Source organism: Pseudomonas sp. Pse79 (assembly GCF_024519615.1).
GTDB lineage: Bacteria > Pseudomonadota > Gammaproteobacteria > Pseudomonadales > Pseudomonadaceae > Aquipseudomonas > Aquipseudomonas veronii.
This window is the reverse complement of the sequence record NZ_JALJRR010000045.1, coordinates 1-18,973: the sequence shown is the minus strand read 5'-3', so window position 1 is coordinate 18,973 and position 18,973 is coordinate 1. Positions and strand designations below refer to the sequence as shown.

At 54.2% G+C, this 18,973-nt stretch carries 19 protein-coding genes and 2 pseudogenes; 3 read left to right on the top strand and 18 right to left on the bottom strand.

Annotation, left to right across the window (positions count from 1 at the left end; genetic code table 11):
- Nucleotides 1-999: 999 nt before the first annotated feature.
- Nucleotides 1,000-1,740 (bottom strand): membrane protein, encoded by a 741-nt coding sequence (locus tag NR164_RS29530; protein ID WP_046482581.1) that lies wholly within the window; start codon nucleotides 1,738-1,740, stop codon nucleotides 1,000-1,002.
- A 657-nt stretch (nucleotides 1,741-2,397) separates the two neighbouring features.
- Nucleotides 2,398-2,601, bottom strand: coding sequence for a co-regulatory protein PtrA N-terminal domain-containing protein (locus tag NR164_RS29525; protein ID WP_256823612.1), 204 nt, complete (start codon nucleotides 2,599-2,601; stop codon nucleotides 2,398-2,400).
- A gap of 261 nt (nucleotides 2,602-2,862) precedes the next feature.
- Here NR164_RS29525 and NR164_RS29520 point away from each other — a divergent pair, with 261 nt between their 5' ends.
- The 3 genes from NR164_RS29520 to NR164_RS29510 all read left to right on the top strand — a co-directional run bounded on the left by NR164_RS29520 (nucleotide 2,863) and on the right by NR164_RS29510 (nucleotide 5,341).
- Nucleotides 2,863-4,053 carry an MFS transporter gene (locus tag NR164_RS29520; RefSeq protein ID WP_256823611.1) on the top strand — a complete coding sequence of 397 codons (1,191 nt, stop codon included), beginning with the start codon at nucleotides 2,863-2,865 and terminating at the stop codon, nucleotides 4,051-4,053.
- A 371-nt stretch (nucleotides 4,054-4,424) separates the two neighbouring features.
- Nucleotides 4,425-4,667, top strand: a complete 243-nt coding sequence (locus tag NR164_RS29515) for a hypothetical protein (RefSeq protein WP_256823617.1) — start codon at nucleotides 4,425-4,427, stop codon at nucleotides 4,665-4,667.
- Between the two features lie 347 nt (nucleotides 4,668-5,014).
- A complete protein-coding gene (locus NR164_RS29510) occupies nucleotides 5,015-5,341 on the top strand; it encodes a hypothetical protein (protein WP_256823610.1) in 327 nt (108 codons plus the stop codon).
- A 38-nt stretch (nucleotides 5,342-5,379) separates the two neighbouring features.
- Here the strand turns inward: NR164_RS29510 and NR164_RS29505 are convergent.
- The 16 genes and pseudogenes from NR164_RS29505 to traD form a co-directional block, all read right to left on the bottom strand.
- Nucleotides 5,380-5,740 (bottom strand): annotated as a pseudogene (locus NR164_RS29505) (tyrosine-type recombinase/integrase); the annotation flags it as partial.
- A gap of 17 nt (nucleotides 5,741-5,757) precedes the next feature.
- Nucleotides 5,758-6,420, bottom strand: coding sequence for a DsbA family protein (locus NR164_RS29500; RefSeq protein ID WP_256823609.1), 663 nt, complete (start codon nucleotides 6,418-6,420; stop codon nucleotides 5,758-5,760).
- Nucleotides 6,417-6,713, bottom strand: coding sequence for a hypothetical protein (locus NR164_RS29495; RefSeq protein ID WP_256823608.1), 297 nt, complete (start codon nucleotides 6,711-6,713; stop codon nucleotides 6,417-6,419). The genes NR164_RS29500 and NR164_RS29495 overlap by 4 nt, the downstream gene beginning before the upstream one ends.
- Nucleotides 6,710-9,520: a conjugative transfer ATPase gene (locus NR164_RS29490; protein WP_372340311.1), complete on the bottom strand. Its 2,811-nt coding sequence runs from the start codon at nucleotides 9,518-9,520 to the stop codon at nucleotides 6,710-6,712. Before NR164_RS29490 ends, NR164_RS29495 begins: the two co-directional genes overlap by 4 nt.
- 155 nt (nucleotides 9,521-9,675) lie before the next feature.
- Complete coding sequence (locus NR164_RS29485; RefSeq protein ID WP_256823606.1) at nucleotides 9,676-10,119, bottom strand: TIGR03751 family conjugal transfer lipoprotein; 444 nt, start codon at nucleotides 10,117-10,119, stop codon at nucleotides 9,676-9,678.
- Nucleotides 10,097-11,584, bottom strand: coding sequence for a TIGR03752 family integrating conjugative element protein (locus NR164_RS29480; protein WP_256823605.1), 1,488 nt, complete (start codon nucleotides 11,582-11,584; stop codon nucleotides 10,097-10,099). Before NR164_RS29480 ends, NR164_RS29485 begins: the two co-directional genes overlap by 23 nt.
- On the bottom strand, nucleotides 11,574-12,473 hold the full coding sequence (locus NR164_RS29475) for a TIGR03749 family integrating conjugative element protein (RefSeq protein ID WP_256823604.1): 900 nt from the start codon (nucleotides 12,471-12,473) through the stop codon (nucleotides 11,574-11,576). Before NR164_RS29475 ends, NR164_RS29480 begins: the two co-directional genes overlap by 11 nt.
- Nucleotides 12,473-13,126, bottom strand: a complete 654-nt coding sequence (locus tag NR164_RS29470) for a PFL_4703 family integrating conjugative element protein (RefSeq protein ID WP_201021829.1) — start codon at nucleotides 13,124-13,126, stop codon at nucleotides 12,473-12,475. The genes NR164_RS29475 and NR164_RS29470 overlap by 1 nt, the downstream gene beginning before the upstream one ends.
- Nucleotides 13,123-13,503, bottom strand: a complete 381-nt coding sequence (locus NR164_RS29465) for a TIGR03750 family conjugal transfer protein (RefSeq protein ID WP_256823603.1) — start codon at nucleotides 13,501-13,503, stop codon at nucleotides 13,123-13,125. The genes NR164_RS29470 and NR164_RS29465 overlap by 4 nt, the downstream gene beginning before the upstream one ends.
- Nucleotides 13,504-13,515: 12 nt before the next feature.
- Entirely contained in the window at nucleotides 13,516-13,854 is a 339-nt protein-coding gene (locus NR164_RS29460; RefSeq protein ID WP_201021831.1) for a TIGR03745 family integrating conjugative element membrane protein, read from the bottom strand.
- Nucleotides 13,855-13,872: 18 nt separating this feature from the next.
- Nucleotides 13,873-14,112: a TIGR03758 family integrating conjugative element protein gene (locus tag NR164_RS29455; protein ID WP_256823602.1), complete on the bottom strand. Its 240-nt coding sequence runs from the start codon at nucleotides 14,110-14,112 to the stop codon at nucleotides 13,873-13,875.
- Nucleotides 14,109-14,405, bottom strand: coding sequence for an RAQPRD family integrative conjugative element protein (locus NR164_RS29450; protein WP_256823616.1), 297 nt, complete (start codon nucleotides 14,403-14,405; stop codon nucleotides 14,109-14,111). Before NR164_RS29450 ends, NR164_RS29455 begins: the two co-directional genes overlap by 4 nt.
- A 170-nt stretch (nucleotides 14,406-14,575) precedes the next feature.
- Complete coding sequence (locus NR164_RS29445) at nucleotides 14,576-14,887, bottom strand: hypothetical protein (protein ID WP_256823601.1); 312 nt, start codon at nucleotides 14,885-14,887, stop codon at nucleotides 14,576-14,578.
- Nucleotides 14,888-14,962: 75 nt separating this feature from the next.
- Nucleotides 14,963-16,438, bottom strand: coding sequence for a UvrD-helicase domain-containing protein (locus NR164_RS29440; protein WP_256823600.1), 1,476 nt, complete (start codon nucleotides 16,436-16,438; stop codon nucleotides 14,963-14,965).
- A gap of 9 nt (nucleotides 16,439-16,447) precedes the next feature.
- Nucleotides 16,448-17,203 carry a TIGR03747 family integrating conjugative element membrane protein gene (locus NR164_RS29435; RefSeq protein WP_201021839.1) on the bottom strand — a complete coding sequence of 252 codons (756 nt, stop codon included), beginning with the start codon at nucleotides 17,201-17,203 and terminating at the stop codon, nucleotides 16,448-16,450.
- Nucleotides 17,204-17,221: 18 nt separating this feature from the next.
- Nucleotides 17,222-18,880 (bottom strand): annotated as a pseudogene (traD, locus tag NR164_RS29430) (type IV conjugative transfer system coupling protein TraD); the annotation flags it as partial.
- Nucleotides 18,881-18,973: the final 93 nt, after the last annotated feature.

The window sequence follows — 18,973 nt, the reverse complement described above, 5'->3', positions numbered from 1 at the left end:
GCAGCTACAGAGGCACTCATCAAGGTTACGATCAAAAGAGCTTTCAGGGTTTTCATGGCAAATCTCCAGTGTTTAGGTTCAGCCATCAGAATGTTTGCTGGCTTGGGCTAATACTAAAGCGGGCTGTATTTCACGTTCTTCCCCGAAAAATGAATTTTCTGACAGGTAAATATCTGAGGTGCGCTATGTGTGACTTTCGTATCCTGGAGGCCATTTCTTCAGACCACTATCTGCATTCTCGGCGAGTACGATAGGAATGTAGAAGTGGCCCTGCCTTTCCCGACCTCTCTTCGCCAATAACAAGTACAGGATGAAAATATGAGCAGCGATATGGAGGCGTGAGTGCCCGGTACGAAGCGCGCGAGAAATATGCTCTTGGCTTCGTATCGCTCGAAAAAGGCCTTGCTGCTCTGAATCAGTTCAGGGTGGCGGCTCGAAGGCGAGAAGCCGAGAGTTTTTGGGCGGGTGTCGATGCCCTAGCCAAAACGAAAGACCATCCCCACGTCAGCACCCAATGTCGCGGCGAATACCAACGCGCAGAGCAACAAAGGCACTGAGCGCGATTATTATGGCAGTGCCTGAAACAAAGACTCCGATGATCGGAACTGACTCGGAAAGAGCCAAGAAAAATACCGCGAGATACGCAGCATGGGGATGCACCGTGAGGAACTCAATGAGCGTTGAGACAGGGACGCCATGATTCGGGGGCTGCCTATAGAGTACCGGTGATGAGACAATCGTGCCCGATAGGTCCCACGACCATTCTGAAGCGGTCAACGGTAGCGGGAAATTCCTCGATGCGTTTTTCAAAGCGCCTACTTGGCTTAAGAGCAAATGCCGTATCGAGCATTTTCGATTTTTAGACCAGGCACATCTCAAGGTTGGGGCGACCACACAACGTAGTCAACAGTGACGATGAACGCCGTACGCGGAAAACTTGGCTCACACAAAACGCTGCCAAGCACCAACTCGACCTTGTAGCACTCCCCCACAGGCCGTTCAGCCATACATTTCTTCAGCGCTGCGTGCCTTGACGGCGAAGGACACCAACACTACCAACACACTGGCCAACACTAACGATGAACCAACGGTGCCAAAATCCAGACCGCCTTTTTCGTGAGACTTGGTCAAAAAATCGCCGAGTGTCGCGCCGAACGGTCGGGTCAGGACAAACGCCAACCAGAAGAGCAGCACTGTGGAAATCCTCGTGTAGAACTTGGCCAGCATCACAGCGGTAATCGCCGCCCCGATCAGCAATGCACCTCCAGCGAAGCCCAGTCCGGAGTCATCTGCCAGGTAGTCGCCTAACGCTGTGCCCAGCGTGTTGGAAATCAGAATTGCCGCCCAATAGAACACCTCGCCCTTAGTGGTGTGGATGTTGTTTACCGACAGCGTTTTCTCGCTCAAGCGCCAGACCGCAAAAATAGTGATCAACAGGCTGATCAGAATTAGAGAGCCGGACGCATAGCCTAGGCCCAAGGTACGATCCATAAAGTCCGACATGGTGGTGCCTGCGGTACTGGTGGAGAGAATAACGACCCAGTACAACACGGGATTATAACTTTTCGAAAATAGCTGCAAACCAAGTGTAATCAGGAAGGCGCTTATCAGGATCATTGAGCTGATCGCATACCCCACATTCAGCGTCATCGACAGTAAATCACCCGCAGTCTCACCGAGGGTGGTGGCGCAGATTTTCATCGCCCAGAACGCCAAGGTTATTTCTGGCAGCTTATTCAAACTGATAGGGGTGCTCATAAGGGGGGGGTCCTGAAAACGGAGTAAATCTATAAATTACAGCGTCTAAAAGCTCGCCGTTCGCACCTGACTCACATACATCTATTAGGGATAACCGGTATAGTTCGTGAGCGTAACGATCAAGCTATAGCGCGATGTATGGATGAGCGCAGCTTAGGGTGTAAAAGATCAAAATTCTGTCAAAGAACAATCACAATTAAATTTATTATTCGTGTCGTTTCTGGCGCAAACTCAGCGCTAAATTTTTACTTTTCTTGCCCCCCTTGCAGGGCATATTCAGTTCAAGGGAGTGGTTTAATAGGAGTCACAAACAAATTTATCGTGATTTTTTACGTAAAAAATTTTCGCAGACTATACTTTTTACTTGGATCTCGGAAGTATGGTTCGTAATTTAGGCTGACCATAACTTTTGATGTAAAAAAGTAATTTCTTGCACGCCCAATACTCGGATTGTCGATGCACATCGCAATCCGAGATGAAATTTTTGACTCTTTTAACCTGATCACCCCTACTGCATGCTGCGAGCAAGCGGCTTTTTTAGTGGTTGCTTTTAGCAGCTTCTTTGGCTGTGGCCCATGGCAGTTAAAGCGCACGAGCAAGTCGCAGACTGCTAAATGATTTGATGAATATTGCGTAATATCAATTTGTGCATTCGACATCGTTGGATGGCGCTTTCTGATTGCTGGCAACGGCGGTTGAGTGTTCAGACTGCTGGTACGTTGCCATCGCAGACTCTCTTGCGGCCTCCATCTTTGCAGTTACTGTATCGCCACCGCCTTCTGCCATGGCAGCTACAGAGGCACTCATCAAGGTTACGATCAAAAGAGCTTTCAGGGTTTTCATGGCAAATCTCCAGTGTTTAGGTTTAGCCATCACAATGTTTTCTGGCTTGGGCTAATACTGAAGCTAGGGGCATTTCACGCTCATCCCCACAAAATGAATTTTTTGACAGGCAGATGCCTAGGTGTGTCCCGTGTAACCTCCATATCTTGGGCACCATTTCTTCCTACCACTATCTGCAGTCCACGCGAGTGAGATAGTCACGTGGAAGGGGCGCTGCCTTTCCATACCTCTCTGCGGCACCGACGAGTACAGGATGAAAATATGAGCAGCGATAGTCCTAATACAAATGTTGAGCGTCTTCGGATTCCGCGCACGATCTGGGCGTTGGGCTTTGTTAGCCTGTTCATGGATCTATCGTCTGAGCTGGTACACAGTTTGCTGCCTGTGTTTTTAGTCACTACGTTGGGCGCGAGTGCATTGACTGTAGGGGTGATAGAGGGGATTGCCGAGTCGACCGCCATGTTCGTCAAAATATTCTCTGGCGCCATCAGCGACTTTATAGGGCGACGCAAAGGACTAATGCTACTTGGATATGGTTTGGCCGCCCTGACCAAGCCGCTTTTCCCTTTGGCTCACTCGGTTGAGGTGGTCTTCACTGCTCGCTTTCTGGATCGTATCGGTAAAGGGATTCGTGGCGCACCGCGAGATGCACTGGTCGCAGATGTTTCGCCACCAGAGATCCGGGGCGCCTGCTTTGGGTTAAGACAATCGATGGATACCGTAGGAGCCGTTCTTGGCCCCGCTCTGGCCATATTGCTGATGTTGTGGCTCGCAGACATACAGCTTGTACTGTGGGTTGCAGTGATTCCTGCAGCAATAGCGGTGACTCTAATTGTCACAGGAGTAAAAGAGCCCGTACACGCCCCCAGTGAACGCAAATTTCGCTCTCCGATTCATTGGAGAGCCTTGCTCGACTTCTCGTCTGGGTACTGGTGGGTTGTTGTCATTGGCGGGGTATTTACACTAGCCCGGTTCAGTGAAGCGTTTCTGGTATTACGGGCCCAACAGTTAGGCTTTTCGGCCACCTGGACTCCACTGGTGATGGTGGTAATGGCACTTTTCTATACCTTGTCTGCTTACCCTGCCGGTTGGCTATCTGATCGTATCAGCCGTACGAAACTGCTCGTTGTGGGGATGGGATTACTCATCCTAGCGGATCTGGTGCTTGCTCAGTCCAGCTCTGCCATCACGATGATGCTGGGCGTTGCATTGTGGGGGCTTCATATGGGATTCAGCCAAGGCATTCTTGCCTCGCTTGTAGCCGATAAAGCGCCTGGAAAACTTAAGGGCACCGCCTTCGGTATTTTCAATTTGGTCAGTGGTGTATGCATGCTGATCGCCAGTGTTCTTGCGGGCTGGCTATGGCAAAGCATCGGATCAGACAGCACCTTCGTCGTGGGGGCATTGCTTGCCTCAACAGCTCTTCTCTTACTGTTGCTGAAGAGTCAATAATTCCTCAGGTCAGATCATCTGCTCACTGGAACATCAGGTGCCCATTCGTCTCGTCCATGAGATCGATATGCCGCGCCGGCAGTTTCTGCCAACCTGAAGCCTGCCAATAGGTGGCGGTCAAGGGTTGGGTTTGCGCCATGACAGCATAGCGCTCGGTATCGGTTGCATGGCTACGATAGATATCGAAGCCTTCGGTAAGTATCAGTGTCTAGCATCCGGCGACGAGTAGTCCCTCTGGCTCAACGTGGCCGGTTTAACTCCCTGGATTGGACAACCCAAGAAGTGCCGGCCACGCCGATCCAAATGCCAGCCCTTCAATAACCTCGCAAATTTAGCTTTATCTTTGCAGGGTTTTACTCGTGTGAGTGGCCGTGTTCAGCACTTTCGGCGGTATGAGGTTTTTCGCCACCATCGCATGCCGCCATCAGGCCAAGGAAGCAGATCAGGAGCATCGAACGGATCAGGGTCGTTTGAGTTTTCACGGGAGCACTCTTCAAAAAATGGATAAAGAAATTTCCGTGGTTAGGCTGAACGCTGCCTTTCGACAGCAGAGCAGCCATCGCCGCATAGGATTACTGTTTGACGCTCAAGTAATCGCCGGTGGCTTTCAGTGAAATGGTCACGTCACTGTTGCTGCGGTTACGCCAAAACCAGCCATGAGTACCGTCAAAAATCGCGGTAAATTCTCCCTGGTTATCGTTGACTTGCTTGCCTTTGCCATAACTGTGGAAATAGCCACGCGACAGCCCCGGATTTGTTGGGATTGGTAGCGTTGAAAAGCTCCGGCAGGTTAGCGAGTTCGATGCCCAGCACGGTCCGCACCGGGCTGATGAATGCCTTGGACGCTGTCTCAGGCTTGTAAGGGTTGAGAGGTGGGCCGCCCTGGCTTCGGTCATTTTTTTTTTGACTAAAAAAACGCAACACTGGAAACCCGCAGAGTTCGGGAAATAGGGAGTTTTGAATGTTATTTGAGTTTTTGAACATTGATGCCACTGCGAAAACGCTGATTGAAACGTCATCGACTTTCAGCAGTAAATATCCACAGCAGCAGGCGATCGCGTACCTGGAGCAACAGGCCGTGGATCTTTTCAAGAAATATCATGCCGGTGCTACCCAGGCCCGCGACGTCGACAATAGCAAGTTGTGCAATCCCGTCTGGAAAGATGTAGGGGCCACGTTCACTGCGGTGGGGTCACCCAATCCGCCGCGCGGTAAAGATTTTCCGGTGAGTTTTGCCATTCCTGATGCCATCTATATAGAAGTCAATTTCTGGACTTCATTGGGTTGAATTGGATGCCAGATCCAAGCTGTCAAATGAATGGCTTTTCAGTATTTCACTTTGTAGGTCGGTGAGTCCTCGGGCCGCTGACCTCGCCGGTCGTACAGGCGGGTCGTGCTGATATTGGCATGGCCCAGCCACACCTGAACCTTAGCGATATCGGCGTCGTGTTCCAGCGCTTTGGTCGCGGCCGTCGCGCGAAGGCCGTGCACGCCCAGTCCATCAACCTCTATGCCCGCTGCGTGCGCCCATTGGGCAACCACCTTGTAAATTCCGTTACCCGTAACGGCGCCGCTGGCGGTGCGGGCCCCGGATCGAGCGAAATAGCGGGCCGTTGCCAGGCTCGCGTTAAGTGTCGCGCTCCAGGTACTCATGAATGCGGTCAGCCGCGACCGGGTGCAGCGGCAATCTGCATCTTTGATTCATTAAAAGGTCGACTTTTTCAGGGGGCTGTTGCTTTTTTTTTGAGCTAGCCAATCAATGGCCGACAGCAAAGTCACACCATCAGCGGGACCTTCAAGTTTTATTGTTCTACCCGTCATGTTGTCTTTGATTATCACAGTGGGCGTTGCGGTAATCCTAGCTCTGCTTGCTTCTTTTGCTTGTTGGGTAATGTTCATGGCGCTCTGTTTGTCATTTTCCGCACAGGCCACCAGGTCTTGGTAATCAACTCCATCGACCTCCAGATGACCAGTGAAACCCTGACCGTTGCTGTGGGTGCGTTCAAAGGTCTGGTCGATGGTTTGCCAGAAGGCGATTGCACCACCTAGCTTTCCCGCGCACTCGGCGAGCCTGGCTTCATGTACAGCGGCCGCACCGTGAAAATCCAATGGCAGGTGATGCCACTGCAGGTTTACATCCTTTTGTTGCTGTACCCATGCCATTAGTACCGGCGTATACGTCTTGCAGTATGGGCATTCCAAGTCCGCAAACTCTGTCACAGTCCAACGAGCATCGGGCGAGCCGTATACCCAAGGACCTGTGTGATTAGTTGTTTTCATCTCGTTTCGAATGAAGGCAATGCAGGCTAACGATAGGCCTGCTAACAGGCACCCCAGCAGTGCTTCTCTTAAGCGAGGGCGTTTCATGCCCGAGCCTCTGCTGACTTCGATGAGAGAAGTGCTTGCTTACGCAAGGCTCCAAGAAGCGCGCTTTCAGCACTCTCGGGTTGTGGGTGCTGTCGAAGCCAGTCGGCTAATACCGTTTGAAGCTGGGACTCAAAGTCTCGACGGTCCACCGCACGTACCAAGACCTGCTGCAGTTCCTCGATCAGTACGGGAGCACAAACCTCTAAGGTCTGCAGAGCTTCTTCCCCTGGCTGTTCAAGCAACTGGGTCAAACTTTCAATCAGGTTCTGGGTCAGGGAATTCAATGCTCTCATGCTTGGCGCTCCAAGGCCGTAACTTGCTCGGGGAAAGTGATGATGTGCGGTTCGATACCGCGATGACGGTCTAATGTTGCAGCGACTTCAATGGCGGCATCGAGTTCGTTGCAGCCTTTGGCTTGCATGATGTCGAAGCGTTGTTTTTTCTCCTCTGGCTCTGTCATGGCCAGGGCCAGGTATAAACTGGGGGGCACCGCCCGGAACAACATCTCCATGCTTTTGGACAGCACCACGCCTTCGGTGAATTTGCCGCTTTCTTTACGCGCTGACAGCATCATCGACTTTTGCGCCGGGGTCAGTTCACGAAAACGTGCGATTTTCTCCACCTCGTCCGGGGGCATGTTCAAGCACATCCACCATTCGATCATGTTGAGCAGAGCGGAGGCCTCTGGCGGCACGTCGTCGACGTTTTGGGTAGCCATCCAGAACCAGGCCCCGAGTTTTCGCCACATTTTGGTGATCTTGACGGAGTAGGGGGATAGCAGCGGCACCTTCAACTGGATGTGGCCTTCATCGGTGAAGAAGACCAGAGGGCGGCCTTTGAATTGGTCGCGTTCTGCGATGTTATTCACTGTGTTGAGCAGGGAAATGTAGGAGATGGCCATCTGTGCGCTGTACCCTTCTCGGGCGTAGGTGGCTAGGTCAACAATGGTGATGTCCGCCTCTGGCCAGGGCGTACCTGGCCGGTTGAACATATCGCCTTCGGTGCCCATGCAGAACATGGATAAGGCTTCCGCCATCTCCAGAAAGCGTGCGCTTCTAGCTGCCGGGATACCCGGCTCTAGTCCCGTTTCTCGCAAGGCTTCGCGAATGTCTTCGGGAAGAACGATTCGTTGTTCGGCCACACACTTTTTCGCAGCGTTGAGAATGCACTGGCGGATGGCGCTACGGTCAGCTCGTGTAAGGCGAGCGTCCTCTTTTTCCTCACCACCGGTGATCATCAACCTGGCCGTAATTTCCATCTCGCCCAGGATGTCGCGTTGTTCATCCTCGGTCTGGCTAGCAAGGTGCTCGTCCGAGGCCTCAAGATCATCAGCCTTGAGGATCTTCACGTTATGGCTGGGCTCGATGAGTTTTACTGCATCAGCAAACGGCGCCAGGCTGACGCCAGATCCAGGGGCCAATCGAACACGGTTTACCGTCAACCCCAGCTTGCTGGCGAAGTCACCTAGCAAGCCAAAGCTATTACCGGCTTCAACAATGAACAGACGTGGCCGGTAGACTGCAATGAGTTGGGTGAGAAGGCTGGTAGCGCTGGCTGACTTACCTGAACCGGTAGGACCAAAAATGAAAAGATGCGCGTTCATCTGACGGTCCAGCTTGTTCAGTGGATCGAAGGTTATAGGCGCTCCCCCACGGTTAAATAGTGTGATACCCGGATGTCCGGTTCCGGTCGACCTTCCCCAGACGGGTGCCAGATTTGCAATATGCTGAGCGAACGTCAGTTGCGCGTACCACTCCAGTGCCTTGCGTGCGTTGGGATCGAAATTGCCAGGCAGCCATCTGAGGTATGAGTTGAGCGGTGCAACTTCATCCCGAGGTTCCACGGGTTCCATGCCAGCACCCAGTAATGCACTGCTGAGTTGCAAACTGCGTTCCTGTAGCTGTGCATCGTCTTTCCCACGCAAGAAAAACGCTACGCTACCTCGGTACAACTTGTGCTTGCGGCCGAGTAGCTGGCGGGCTGTGGCGACGTCCTCACGGGTAAGGATCGATGCCTGAGTGTCTCCAACAGCCTTTCGCGACAGCTGCTCCAGATGCCCTTCGAGAATGTCCTGCGGTGTGATCACGAGGGTGATACAGAGAATGGTGTCTTCTGGCATTTTGTCGAACAGCGCGTTGAGAGCATCACCGCCCTTGCGTGTTTCACCAGTCAGATGACCTGTCATTGGAGCGTCGCGCAGACGATCAAGCATCACCACACGGTGCGGAAGGCCATCGAAGTACCACAAGCCTTTCTCGACGTTTGACTGCGGTTCGCGGTAACACAAGTTCTGCGAGAAGTCGGTTCCGCTGGCCAGCGGTAAATCGCCCTCCTCCGCGGCCGGGACCTGTTTGCATACAAGGTCATAGAAACGTCGAATATCAGCATCGGCTGGGCCGAGATGATCTGGGCGTGGGTTGAACCAATGAATCAACCAATGACGAATGGCGTGGCCATCCATGCGATGCGTTTTAATGCCGGCGTTCGCCAGGCCACCCACTAGGCGATCACAAATGATTTTAAGGTAAGGGCCAGGGGCTTGGCCGCGCACGTCTGCTTGCGCACCCTGGGTGCGGCGGTACACCACCAGGCGTACGCGACGTTGCTGGCCCCTCCAGGGGAGTTGGCTAACCTTGGTGTCTTCAAAAAGCCCGCCGGGTTTGGAAATAGCTTCCAAGTGCTGCTTCATTAACTGCAAGTAAAGCTCGGTGAAGGCGCTACCTCGTGCGCGAGGCTGAATGTAGTCGTGCAATTGCTGCAGGTAATTGTCCCAGCTGGTTTCGTCTTGGGCGTAGAGCTGGACTACCCAAGGGGAGGTTTCCAGCTCGTCAAACGAGTCCTGCAGAGCGTTTTCCAGAGCATCCCGGGCTTTACGCAACCACTCCGGATCTCGACCTTCTGTGCCGATCGGGGTCAGTTCAAAGAAAGCAGCACGCGACACTCCGTCCTCCAGCAACATGGCTTTTTCGCCAGGTAGGTAGTCGACCCAGGGTAAGAGGTCAACGAATGAGGGGTTCACCTCATACATGCGGTCGACGTCAGCAGTTGTGGCTGGCTTTTTCTTGGGATTACGCCAGTCGCTCGGTGACGGAATACCCATGGCGGCTAGACGTTCGTAATAGCGTTCCGTCGCAGCCTCAAAAGTCTCGGTTGCTGATGGCTTTGCCTCGATAGACTCGGTCCCGATGGATAAGAGGTCAGGCTCGACACGGTCGGATGCACTACGTGCTTTGAAGAGTCGTTCAAAGAGCCTCATCAATATGCCTCCGTGCGTTCGCCAGGCATGGCGTACTGTACGCGCTGATAAAGGGGAAACACGGTGGTGTAGCCTGGGATCGGTGCTGGATCAGAGCCCGCCAGGTGGGGAAACACATACATGACCAGATCCGGATTGGGCAGGCGTTTGAACTGGCTGTAGATCTCGTTTTGAGCCGTGCGCGTGAATTTAGCATTGTCGTCCCGTGCCTCCGCCTGATTGGGTTGCAAAGGTCTGCGTAGGTCCTGACGGGCATCGAGCAACTGACGGCTGCTCGTGCTGCTGCTTGAACCACTGGATCCTTGATCCCAAACGTCCATCATCGTGCTGTCCCCATGGGGGAGCAGTTCGTCCTTGTTGGTGGAGCAGCCAGCCCCAAGAAGTGCGATCACCAGGTAGGTCCCAATTATCAAGGCATGATTAATCAAGCGCAGTCGAGGCATGACGGGCTCCTGAGCGATAGTCGACCTTGCGGCCATTGAGTTCGTAGTCGATGGTCAGCTGTTGGTCCAGGTGTACGGCGACTTTGGCACCGGGTTGCACGTACACCGCAGCGAAGGCTTGGCCGTAAAGTTTGTTTACCCAACTGGAGACATCGTTGACACCCTGGCCAATGATTTTGCCCATGGCCTCACTTCCAGACATCCCAACGGTGCCCACGGTGCCGGTCTGGGTATTCACGAATGAGCTGCTGTTACCATTCGACTTAATTAGGGACGCGGCGCCGGCGCCGGCAGCGGTAATAAGCACCTGAGAACCGATGTATTGCGATGCGTTGCTTTTCCGATCACCACTGATGCAGGGAATGCCATAAGCATCGCTGATCCAGCCCAGACCTCCCTGGATGGCGGTTTGGTTGCCATTGTTCTGGTTGTTGGTTTGACTGCCATTTGTTTCTTCTTGCGGTTGTGGCAGCGTGCGAACAGTGCCGTCGTTGAAGACAAAGGTCAGGCTTTTGATCTGCCCGCGAACACAGGACAGGGTCCAATCTCCGGAGGCCGTTCCGCTGGCCACCGCGCCTGCAACGTCGGGCAGGTCAATACCGTTAGCCGTGAGATTGTCTGGGCCGATTAGTACCTTGAACGGATAGGGGTCATTGACCGTGCCGTCGATGGGCACCCTGCCAATCAGCGCGGACATGGCTACGGAGCCCATTAATGTCGAGTTCTGCGGCAGGGTGTAGACCTTGCGCACCTGTTTGCGGGCCTCCTGTGGCGAGATTTCGTTGGCGACGGTTTGGGCTCCCGTGCGCAGCGCATTTTGACCTCGGTCCACGGACTCGCCAAAGGACGTCGGAAAGTTGAACCCACTGGCTGTTTGATTTGAGCCAGCAGCGATGGGTTTTCCGTTGATGTCGACTGGCGTCGCGTCCTGTGGCTCTATCCAAACTACGTCCGCCCCAGGTGCGCCTTTGAAGCTCTGACCGTCCCCTGGCTGAACGCCGAATCCGATCGGCAGATCCGATCCAGACTGATTGCCACTGCCCGATTTGCTGCTCAGGGTATTGTATTGCTGCTGCAGCGTATCCAGGATTGTTTGGCTCTGCTGTTGCGACTCTTGCTTCAGCGTTTGCTGAACATTTTGCAATTTGCTGTCGACGTTAAGATCGATGGACTGCAGGCGTTTTTGCAGCTCAATGTTCTGTTGCTTGAGCTCGTCATTTGTCTTCAGTGCATTGGAGACTTGGTCTTTGAGCTGGCGGCTTTCCGCAACAATGGTCCGCAATGTGTCGCTGGGTGTATCACCATCAACCCCCAGTTTTTTTGCTTCACCCGCACTGAGTTCAAGAACTCCAGGTTCTTGAGCCTGTTGCTTGCCATTGCCTCCACTTACCATCTTGACCACAACAAAGATTGCCAGGATCGAGAACGGGATCACCAAGAATTTAATCAGGGGATTATTCTTCATGGCGACCTCCCTTTGGATCGATCTGGCTCACGGCTGCCGGCAACAACGACTCGGCTAGACCATGGCCACGGGTTACCAGGTAGACCGTTGTGGTGTCGCTGGCATCCCCCTTGGCGCCCAGGTACGGATGCTGGAAGGTAGCGCTTACAAAATCGCCCATTAAGTCCCGAGGGTCCAAGCTAAGGTGCTGGGTGCTCGTGTTGCGGAGCTTCACCGCCGTCACCCAGTAGTCGTCCAGTCGCCACGATCCCAGTGCGGACGCTTCGACCGTTAACGTCGGCAGGAGCGTGGTTAGGTCAGCATCTCGCTTGAGATTCACCTGGGCAATGCCTACTACAGGCTCAACTGTGCGCAGGGGGGCATATAACATCTGGGCGGCATAGCGTGTGAGGACCACTGGCAATGGCGTTTCACGTCGCGGCGCTGGTGGGTCTTCCTCTACGTCCTGTGTGGTGGCTTGTACCGTGGGAGCCAAAGCATGGCTGCTCGTAGGTTTGGAGTTCACTTGCCCGTATCGTATTGAAGGATTCTCGCCGGCAACGATTTTTGCCGGCTCGAATGCAACCTGATTTGGTTTCCCTGGGGTTGCTATGATATCCACCAGCATAATCTCGCCGGAGCTCATGTTCTTCAGCTGCAAGCGGCTTGGTTCGATCGGCTCTTTGGCCAACAAATAGAGCGCGCCGCCCGTGCTCTGTACGCGCAGTTTGTCGACCAGGTTACGAGGCACACCGACTCGAACATTCTGGTCAACAAAGACAATGCGTTCCTGGCCGACGATCAAGGGAAGCGCCAACGGAATTCGGTCCCACCGAAGTATTTCAACCGCGTTGGCCAGCCCGCTGAAGCTGAGAGCCAGTAGACCGAAAAATAGCAGTCGACGAGCCATCATTTGCCCCCAGACTTGATAGTGTCTACGGTGACCTCAATACGTTGAGGGTTGCCGCTGTAGCAGTCCCAAGCGAGGCCGAAGGGGTTTTTTTCGGGGTCGATATCCGAGCGGATGATGTGCAGAGGGTAGCGGGCCAATGCTCTTTTCACGCGCTCGCCGCCGTAATGCTCATCGGCAGTAATATCTAGGTTGACGGTCCAGTCGTTGATGCTGTTCTGCTCGATATGTTGCTCGGACTTATCGTCAATGCCTCTTCCGGGGATCTCAAAAACACCCCGTTCACGTTTGCGCAGCTCGCCACTGTTGCGCCGTAGCTCAAAATCCTTCTGTAAATAGGCTTTGCAGCTGGGCGTCAGGTAACCCCCCAGGCGAGTGATGTTGTCCTGATAGTCGGTTTCACCGTCAACGGGCCAGCGGTTCATCTGTTGGAAGATATACAGCCCAAAGGCATACACAGACTCTGGTGGGATGTCCCACCACTGACGGGTACTGCCCGAGCGAAGGTCTGGCGGCACGTGGATGGTCAAGTCGCGCGGCGCGCTCTGCCAGCCATAAGCCATGTAGAGACCCAGGATAATCAGCAGGCCGATCACAAGGCGCAGGCTGTTTATATGGGCCAGTTGTGCATCAACTTTCTTCCTATAGGTCATTGAACCTCCGTTCTTCGGCAAGTCCATGCACCAGTGCGCGTGATCAGATGGACTTTGTTCCAGGTCGGAAAATATCGAGCGATGCTCAACTGCATCTGGCGGTACAGCCAGGTGTCTGGTCGACCGCGTTTCCAGCGGCGTAAAAATCGGCTTGCAAGCGTGAGCCCGAGAACCGCGCAAAGCATGGCGGCGGCGATGATCAGCGCCCATATCTGGGTCAGAATCGCCGCTGGGATGCCGAGGACAAGCCCTGCTGCGATGCTGATGCCCAGCGTTGCCCACATTTCGTCAGCGGTAAGACCGCCCATGATCACGGGCTGATTGTTCAGCCGCACTGGAAGGAATATCAGGGTTCCATCGTCAGAGAGTTCTGTCATGGCCTAGGCTCGTTAAAGAATATTGGTTGCCTTGGTGACCAGAAATATGGCGACACCTAGGATGGCGACGCCCACAGCGGCCGTTGCACCGAGGTCCATCCATTTCTTTTTGCCGTGCTGGATCTCGTGGTAGGTGCCAAAGGCGTGCCAGGCCACCCCGCTGAAAATGACGGCGCAGATGATGAGGCCGAGCAGAGAAAATCCGTCGAAGGCATAGTTCTGCATTGTCTGCATCAAGTTAGAGCCTTCACCACGAGTGGGAGGTTGAGACTGGGGCAGTGCCGCCATGGCCAACTGAGGAAGCGTAAGAATGCCGATCAGCAAGCGGCGTGGCTGTAGGCGCGAGGTCATGATGAATCTCCGATAAAGTCAACTGAGAACAAACGTGGTCAAGATCATGCAAAGCAGCAGGATGCGAACAACCGAGGTCGATGCGATCGTGCGGTCAAGGTTTCCGGTGGCCCATCCTCGGTAGCAGCTCCAGAGAGCCCATGCGCCCCACAAAAATATGATGGACACCGCAAAGCCAATGAAGAACAGGTTGCTAGACGAAGCAGGGAACCCCGCAGCCGCCTGAAAGGCTGACGCCTGAGCGCCGCTCATGCTCATGGCTTGCGTCCTTCCTTTGTGTATTGGCCCGAAAGCTCAACAGTATCCCGAGGCTGGGCTCGGCTTGGGGTCAGGTAACTTTCAAGGCCGTGGCGAATTCGAGAGATATCGCCTGCCAAACGCTGATAATCGAAGAAGTAACGCTTGCCTGGTTCGTCGGCTACTTGGGCGCTCCGGCGCGCCGTGTCCTCCAGGGCATTTAACTGACGGATCATCACGTCCAGGTTGGCCTGTTCGGAGGCGGAAGCGGCTGCTGACTGAGAAGCGGGCAGGCCGCATCCTAAAAGTCCGATGAGGGCTGGAAAAGCAAGTCGGCGAGTGAGTGCAGTGCGGCGCGGGTACTGAGTCACGGCTGGGCTCTGGTAATTCCTGATGCCATCAGCTTGCCGTTTTCATCAACGCGCGCGCCGCAAGAAAACCATATTCAGAGCTTGAAGGATTTCTTCAGGTGGTACTGACACCATCAATCACTGGAGATGTGGCGTTTGAAGAAAAGCAGATAGCCCGTGGGCAAGGCGATGCCGTAGGCCCAGCCCTGGGCATTTTGATTGCCGATTTTGACCTCGCCCCTCACTACTGGTTGAACGCTGACCAGCTCCCAGCCCTCTTGGCCAAGTTGAGTAAGGCGTTGTGAATTCCCGGAACTCTGTAGAAACCCCTGAATATCTGGCTCAGTCGTAGGTTCTTCGGATTTGAAAATCAGGAGTTTTTTTGTTCGGATGATGTAGTCCAGCGGTGCGAACTCGGTATGGTATTCAAATTTCTGACGGCTCATGGCGACGTCCTCAGTGTGCGGAGCCACTAGGGTTTCAGTTCTCTGCGCGTGCCAGCAATCTGAAATAGTTTGTTGCTAAGCAGGCGATTTCTGAGCTTGGGTTGGAGACGTCCGAGCATCGACATAGCGCTGCATGATAGAAATGACCATTGAGTTCAACGCCAAAATTTTCATTCCTCGCGTCACAGCCACATACAACAAATTCAACTCGTCATCTCGACGTCCACGGTCAATATCAGGCGACAGCGGATCAGCGCTGAAGTCGTCATACAGGCTAACAGAGTCCCATTCCAGCCCCTTGGCCTTATGCCCTGTCGTTAGCGTGATCGTGGCATCCAACTCATTGTCGACTGATCGAGCGCGTAGTGTCTGGATCCGCTCAGGCAAGTCCGGATAGGCTGCAATGATTTTGATTGAGCGCAGCATCTCCGTGTCTTGGCTCACCTCGGCAATTTCCACGTACTGTGAAAAGTCTCGGTAATCCCGCAATAGCTTGCGGTTCTGGACCTCTTTATTGCGGTTGCGGCTGAACATGTACAGGTCTTCCAGGTCGCGCAGCGAGTAGCTGTCGATTCCTCCTACCCAGAAGATCTTGGGTTTGATCGCGACCAAGAATAGGGCATTCTCGATAACGCCAGTAACGGTGCGATGGATAAACGTGCGATGCGGTAGATCTTCAGGCAACGTCCTTTTAACCAGGGTGTTGGGACCTAACCCCTGCAGCTTTCGTGTCTCCCCCTTGTAGAAGAGGATGATGTTGGCCACGTGAGCGACCGCAGGGCCGAAACGAAAGCTCTGGGTCAAGTAATGACGTTCGGCGCCGGCCATCCAATCGCTGTTGAGCGCATCCTCGGCTCCGCGGAAGCGATAGATCTGCTGATGGGGATCGCCGACTGTCACCTTGCGGATCCGTTGTGTTTTTACCAAGTCGGCAATAACCGGGTTCACGTCTTGTCCCTCATCCAGAAGGATGGCGTGAAACCTTTCGCTAAGGTCAGGCTTACTCAGTTGATACAGCTTCAGGTAACCGTCGTGTGTAATCGAAATGCCGGTGTCTTGCAGATCGATCATCCGTTTCCAGATGATCCTTGCCATGCTCAGAGCTTTGTTCAAGAACCGTTCCTGTGCGCTGGTGAGCATTCGTTGTTCCTGGAACCTGGGGAAATGCCCCCGGCCCAGCTCGTCGTCGGCGCTGGCCATGAAGTTGTTCAGCGTACTGAGGACGTCTCGTACCAGCTCCCAGTCCTGGGTATTGATGGCCCTGGCAATATCAGTGAGTCGCAAATTGTTGGTTTGTTTAGCGGCGTACTGACTGCCGTAGACCGCGTAGGCAAGACCATGTGCTGTCTTGCAAACCACATTGCGAGGGAAGCGGCCCTTGGCCGCGAGCTCGACGGATTTGTTGTAGCAGAGGTACAGCATTTTCACCGAGGTGTGATGGGTGGCGTAGCCAACCAGTGTTGTGGTTTTGCCTGTGCCGGCAAAGGCCTGGACCAGTAGCTTGTCAGCTGTTGAATGGATAATGGGCTGCTGTTCTTGAGTCCATTGCATGGAGGGCTCCTAAAGGTATTTTTTGAAGCTGGAGACAGTGATGCAGACGGACACGCCCAATAACACTGCGCATGGCAATAGAATCAAAAGAGGGCTGACGCTGATGGGAATGGCCAGGTAGACCGTCCAGGGCACGATGGTCAGGGGAATGATCGTCCCTCGGGCTTTGTGATACAGGTAGCTGGACTCCCGGCCGGAGCCGAATTTACGCAGATCACGCCTCACCAGGCCGTCGACGAGTCCGGTGAACGCGGCCAGTGCAAACAGTGGGAGTGTCAGTGTCAGGATGACCATCCGCACACAGAAGGTCAGCACGGTATACAGCGCAGCCAAGCCGTAGTCCTGGAACTTGATCATGACTCGGCCGAGCTCGTAGCGGAGATTGAAGGTGCCTGCTTGTTGTTGTGATATGGATCGGGCGTACTGGGTCAGTGCATTGATGTTGTCCTGCAGGCCGGTTTTCACCATCAGCCAGTCATACACTGTTTCTGCCAGCCAGGTGGCTGTGCGTCCTGGTTCTTTGATCACAACGCTTTGTAGCAAGTCTTGGGATAGCCAGCTCAGTTCATGCTGGAACATCTGCTGGGCATGTTTCCAGCCAGCATCAGGCCAGAACACGTACATGCATATCCATTCAACGATGACGGCGCCTAGCAGGGAGCCGAACATCACCCCTAGGAAGTGAAAGGGAGCCGAGAACAGCATGCCCAGGAAGGTTTTTTGACCTTCCTGCTGTTGCTGGGCTTTTTCCGCGATATCGGCCATGGCCTTGTTCCTTCAGGCTTATGCGACTTTCTCGTCGGTGGCCAACTTGCGGAAATCATTGACCAGATCATCTGGAAGCGATTCGCCTAATGCTTCATATCCCGGCGCTTGCCACCAATCGCTGCTCGTTCCGGATCCTTTGCGCATACCTTCAACCAATGCCTGAAGATCCTTGGGCATGACTTCATCGGGATCGCTCGCCGGCAACGGCATACGAATCTTCCACAGGTTGCCGCCCTCGATCAGGGCAAAGCATTGCCCCTTGGGCAGCGCAACGACGTGCGCCGGTTCGATCATCGGCACGCTGACGCTTTGGATCTGGTCGTGGGTATTGGACGTGAAAGCGGTCTTGCCATTGATCGCATCATTGGCACTGCTGGCCGGCGTACTGGTGAACACCTGGACCTTGGGCAACTGGTTGGTCAACAGCTCGGCGGTGGCGGTTTCACGAACACGCAACATGAATAGGTTGTTGAAGTTACCGATGACTTGGCCAGCTTTTGCGCGGTTACCAATTTTGGCCTCGATGTCGCTCATGGTCTGGGTGTAGGCCGTAACCTGCATGCCGGCGCCGCCGCCTTTGTTGATCATCGGAATGAACTCATCGCCCATCAGTTCGTTGAACTCGTCGGCGTGCACGTTAATCGCCACCTTGCCACCGCTTGCCCCGGGTAAACCGTCATCGATGCCGAATTTGTAGATGTGGCCTGCGACTGACACCAGATCGCTGAACATGGAGTTGCCCACCGCCGCAGCCACCTCTGTATCGGACAAGGCATCCAGACCGACATAGACCACCGCCCGTTTGCGGATGACCTGCATCCAGTCAAAGATTGGTCGTGGATCCTCAAGGTCCATGTAGTCTGGAGACAGCAGCTCTGCAATGCGCCCCGTGGTCAGTTTTTCCAGCAGTGGTAGCAGGCTGGCCACAATCTTGTCGAAATAGGTTTTGTCATAACGTACCGCTGATCGCAGGCCCTCCATCACAGGATCGGAGATGCGTTGCTGAGTGAGGTACATGTCCAGGGCCACCACGCGCAGCGGTCGATCCTTCATAGCAAAACTGAGGATTTTACGATCGATCTTGCCTTCGACTTCGACGATGGTTTGCCAGGCCTTGGGATCATGCTCGGCAAAGTACTTCTGTGCGTACTCGATGAAGAGCGCATCGATGTTGGTCACATGCTTGAGTATCTGCTCATAGTCTGGCCTGCGTCCGAGTGCGACCAAGGCGCGTGCGATGATGTTGACGAAACGCCAGGCGAACTCGCGGAACGCGGCCGAGTTGCCTTCTCCTGATAGTTGACCGGCAATCCGGGTCGCCACCTCAGAGATCCGACCAAATCGGCCAACGGCGTTGTAACGAGCGGAGTGGTCGGGCCAGCCCAAATGGAATATGTAAAATTCATCCAGTCGGCCGGCACGCTTGCACTCGATATACATGCGTTTCAGGAGGTCGGCATCGCCTTTGGGGTCGAAGACAATCACCACCTCGCGATCAAGGTTCATCTCATCAATTTTATCTACGCGGCGCTGGCTCCGATGAACAGGCTGAACACGTCGACCCATCTGAACGCGCCGCCGGGGCTGTCTGCGGGTGCGTCTGATGTCTTGGGTGATAAACAGTTCTGCCAGACGGGTCTTGCCCACCCGTGTAGTCCCCAGTACCAGGGAGTGCCTGGACTTGCCCCTACCAAACCGGACACCAACTCCCCGTTAAATTGATGCTGCCGCCAAGCGCCTGAACTCCCTCGGCGAGCGATAGTTCAA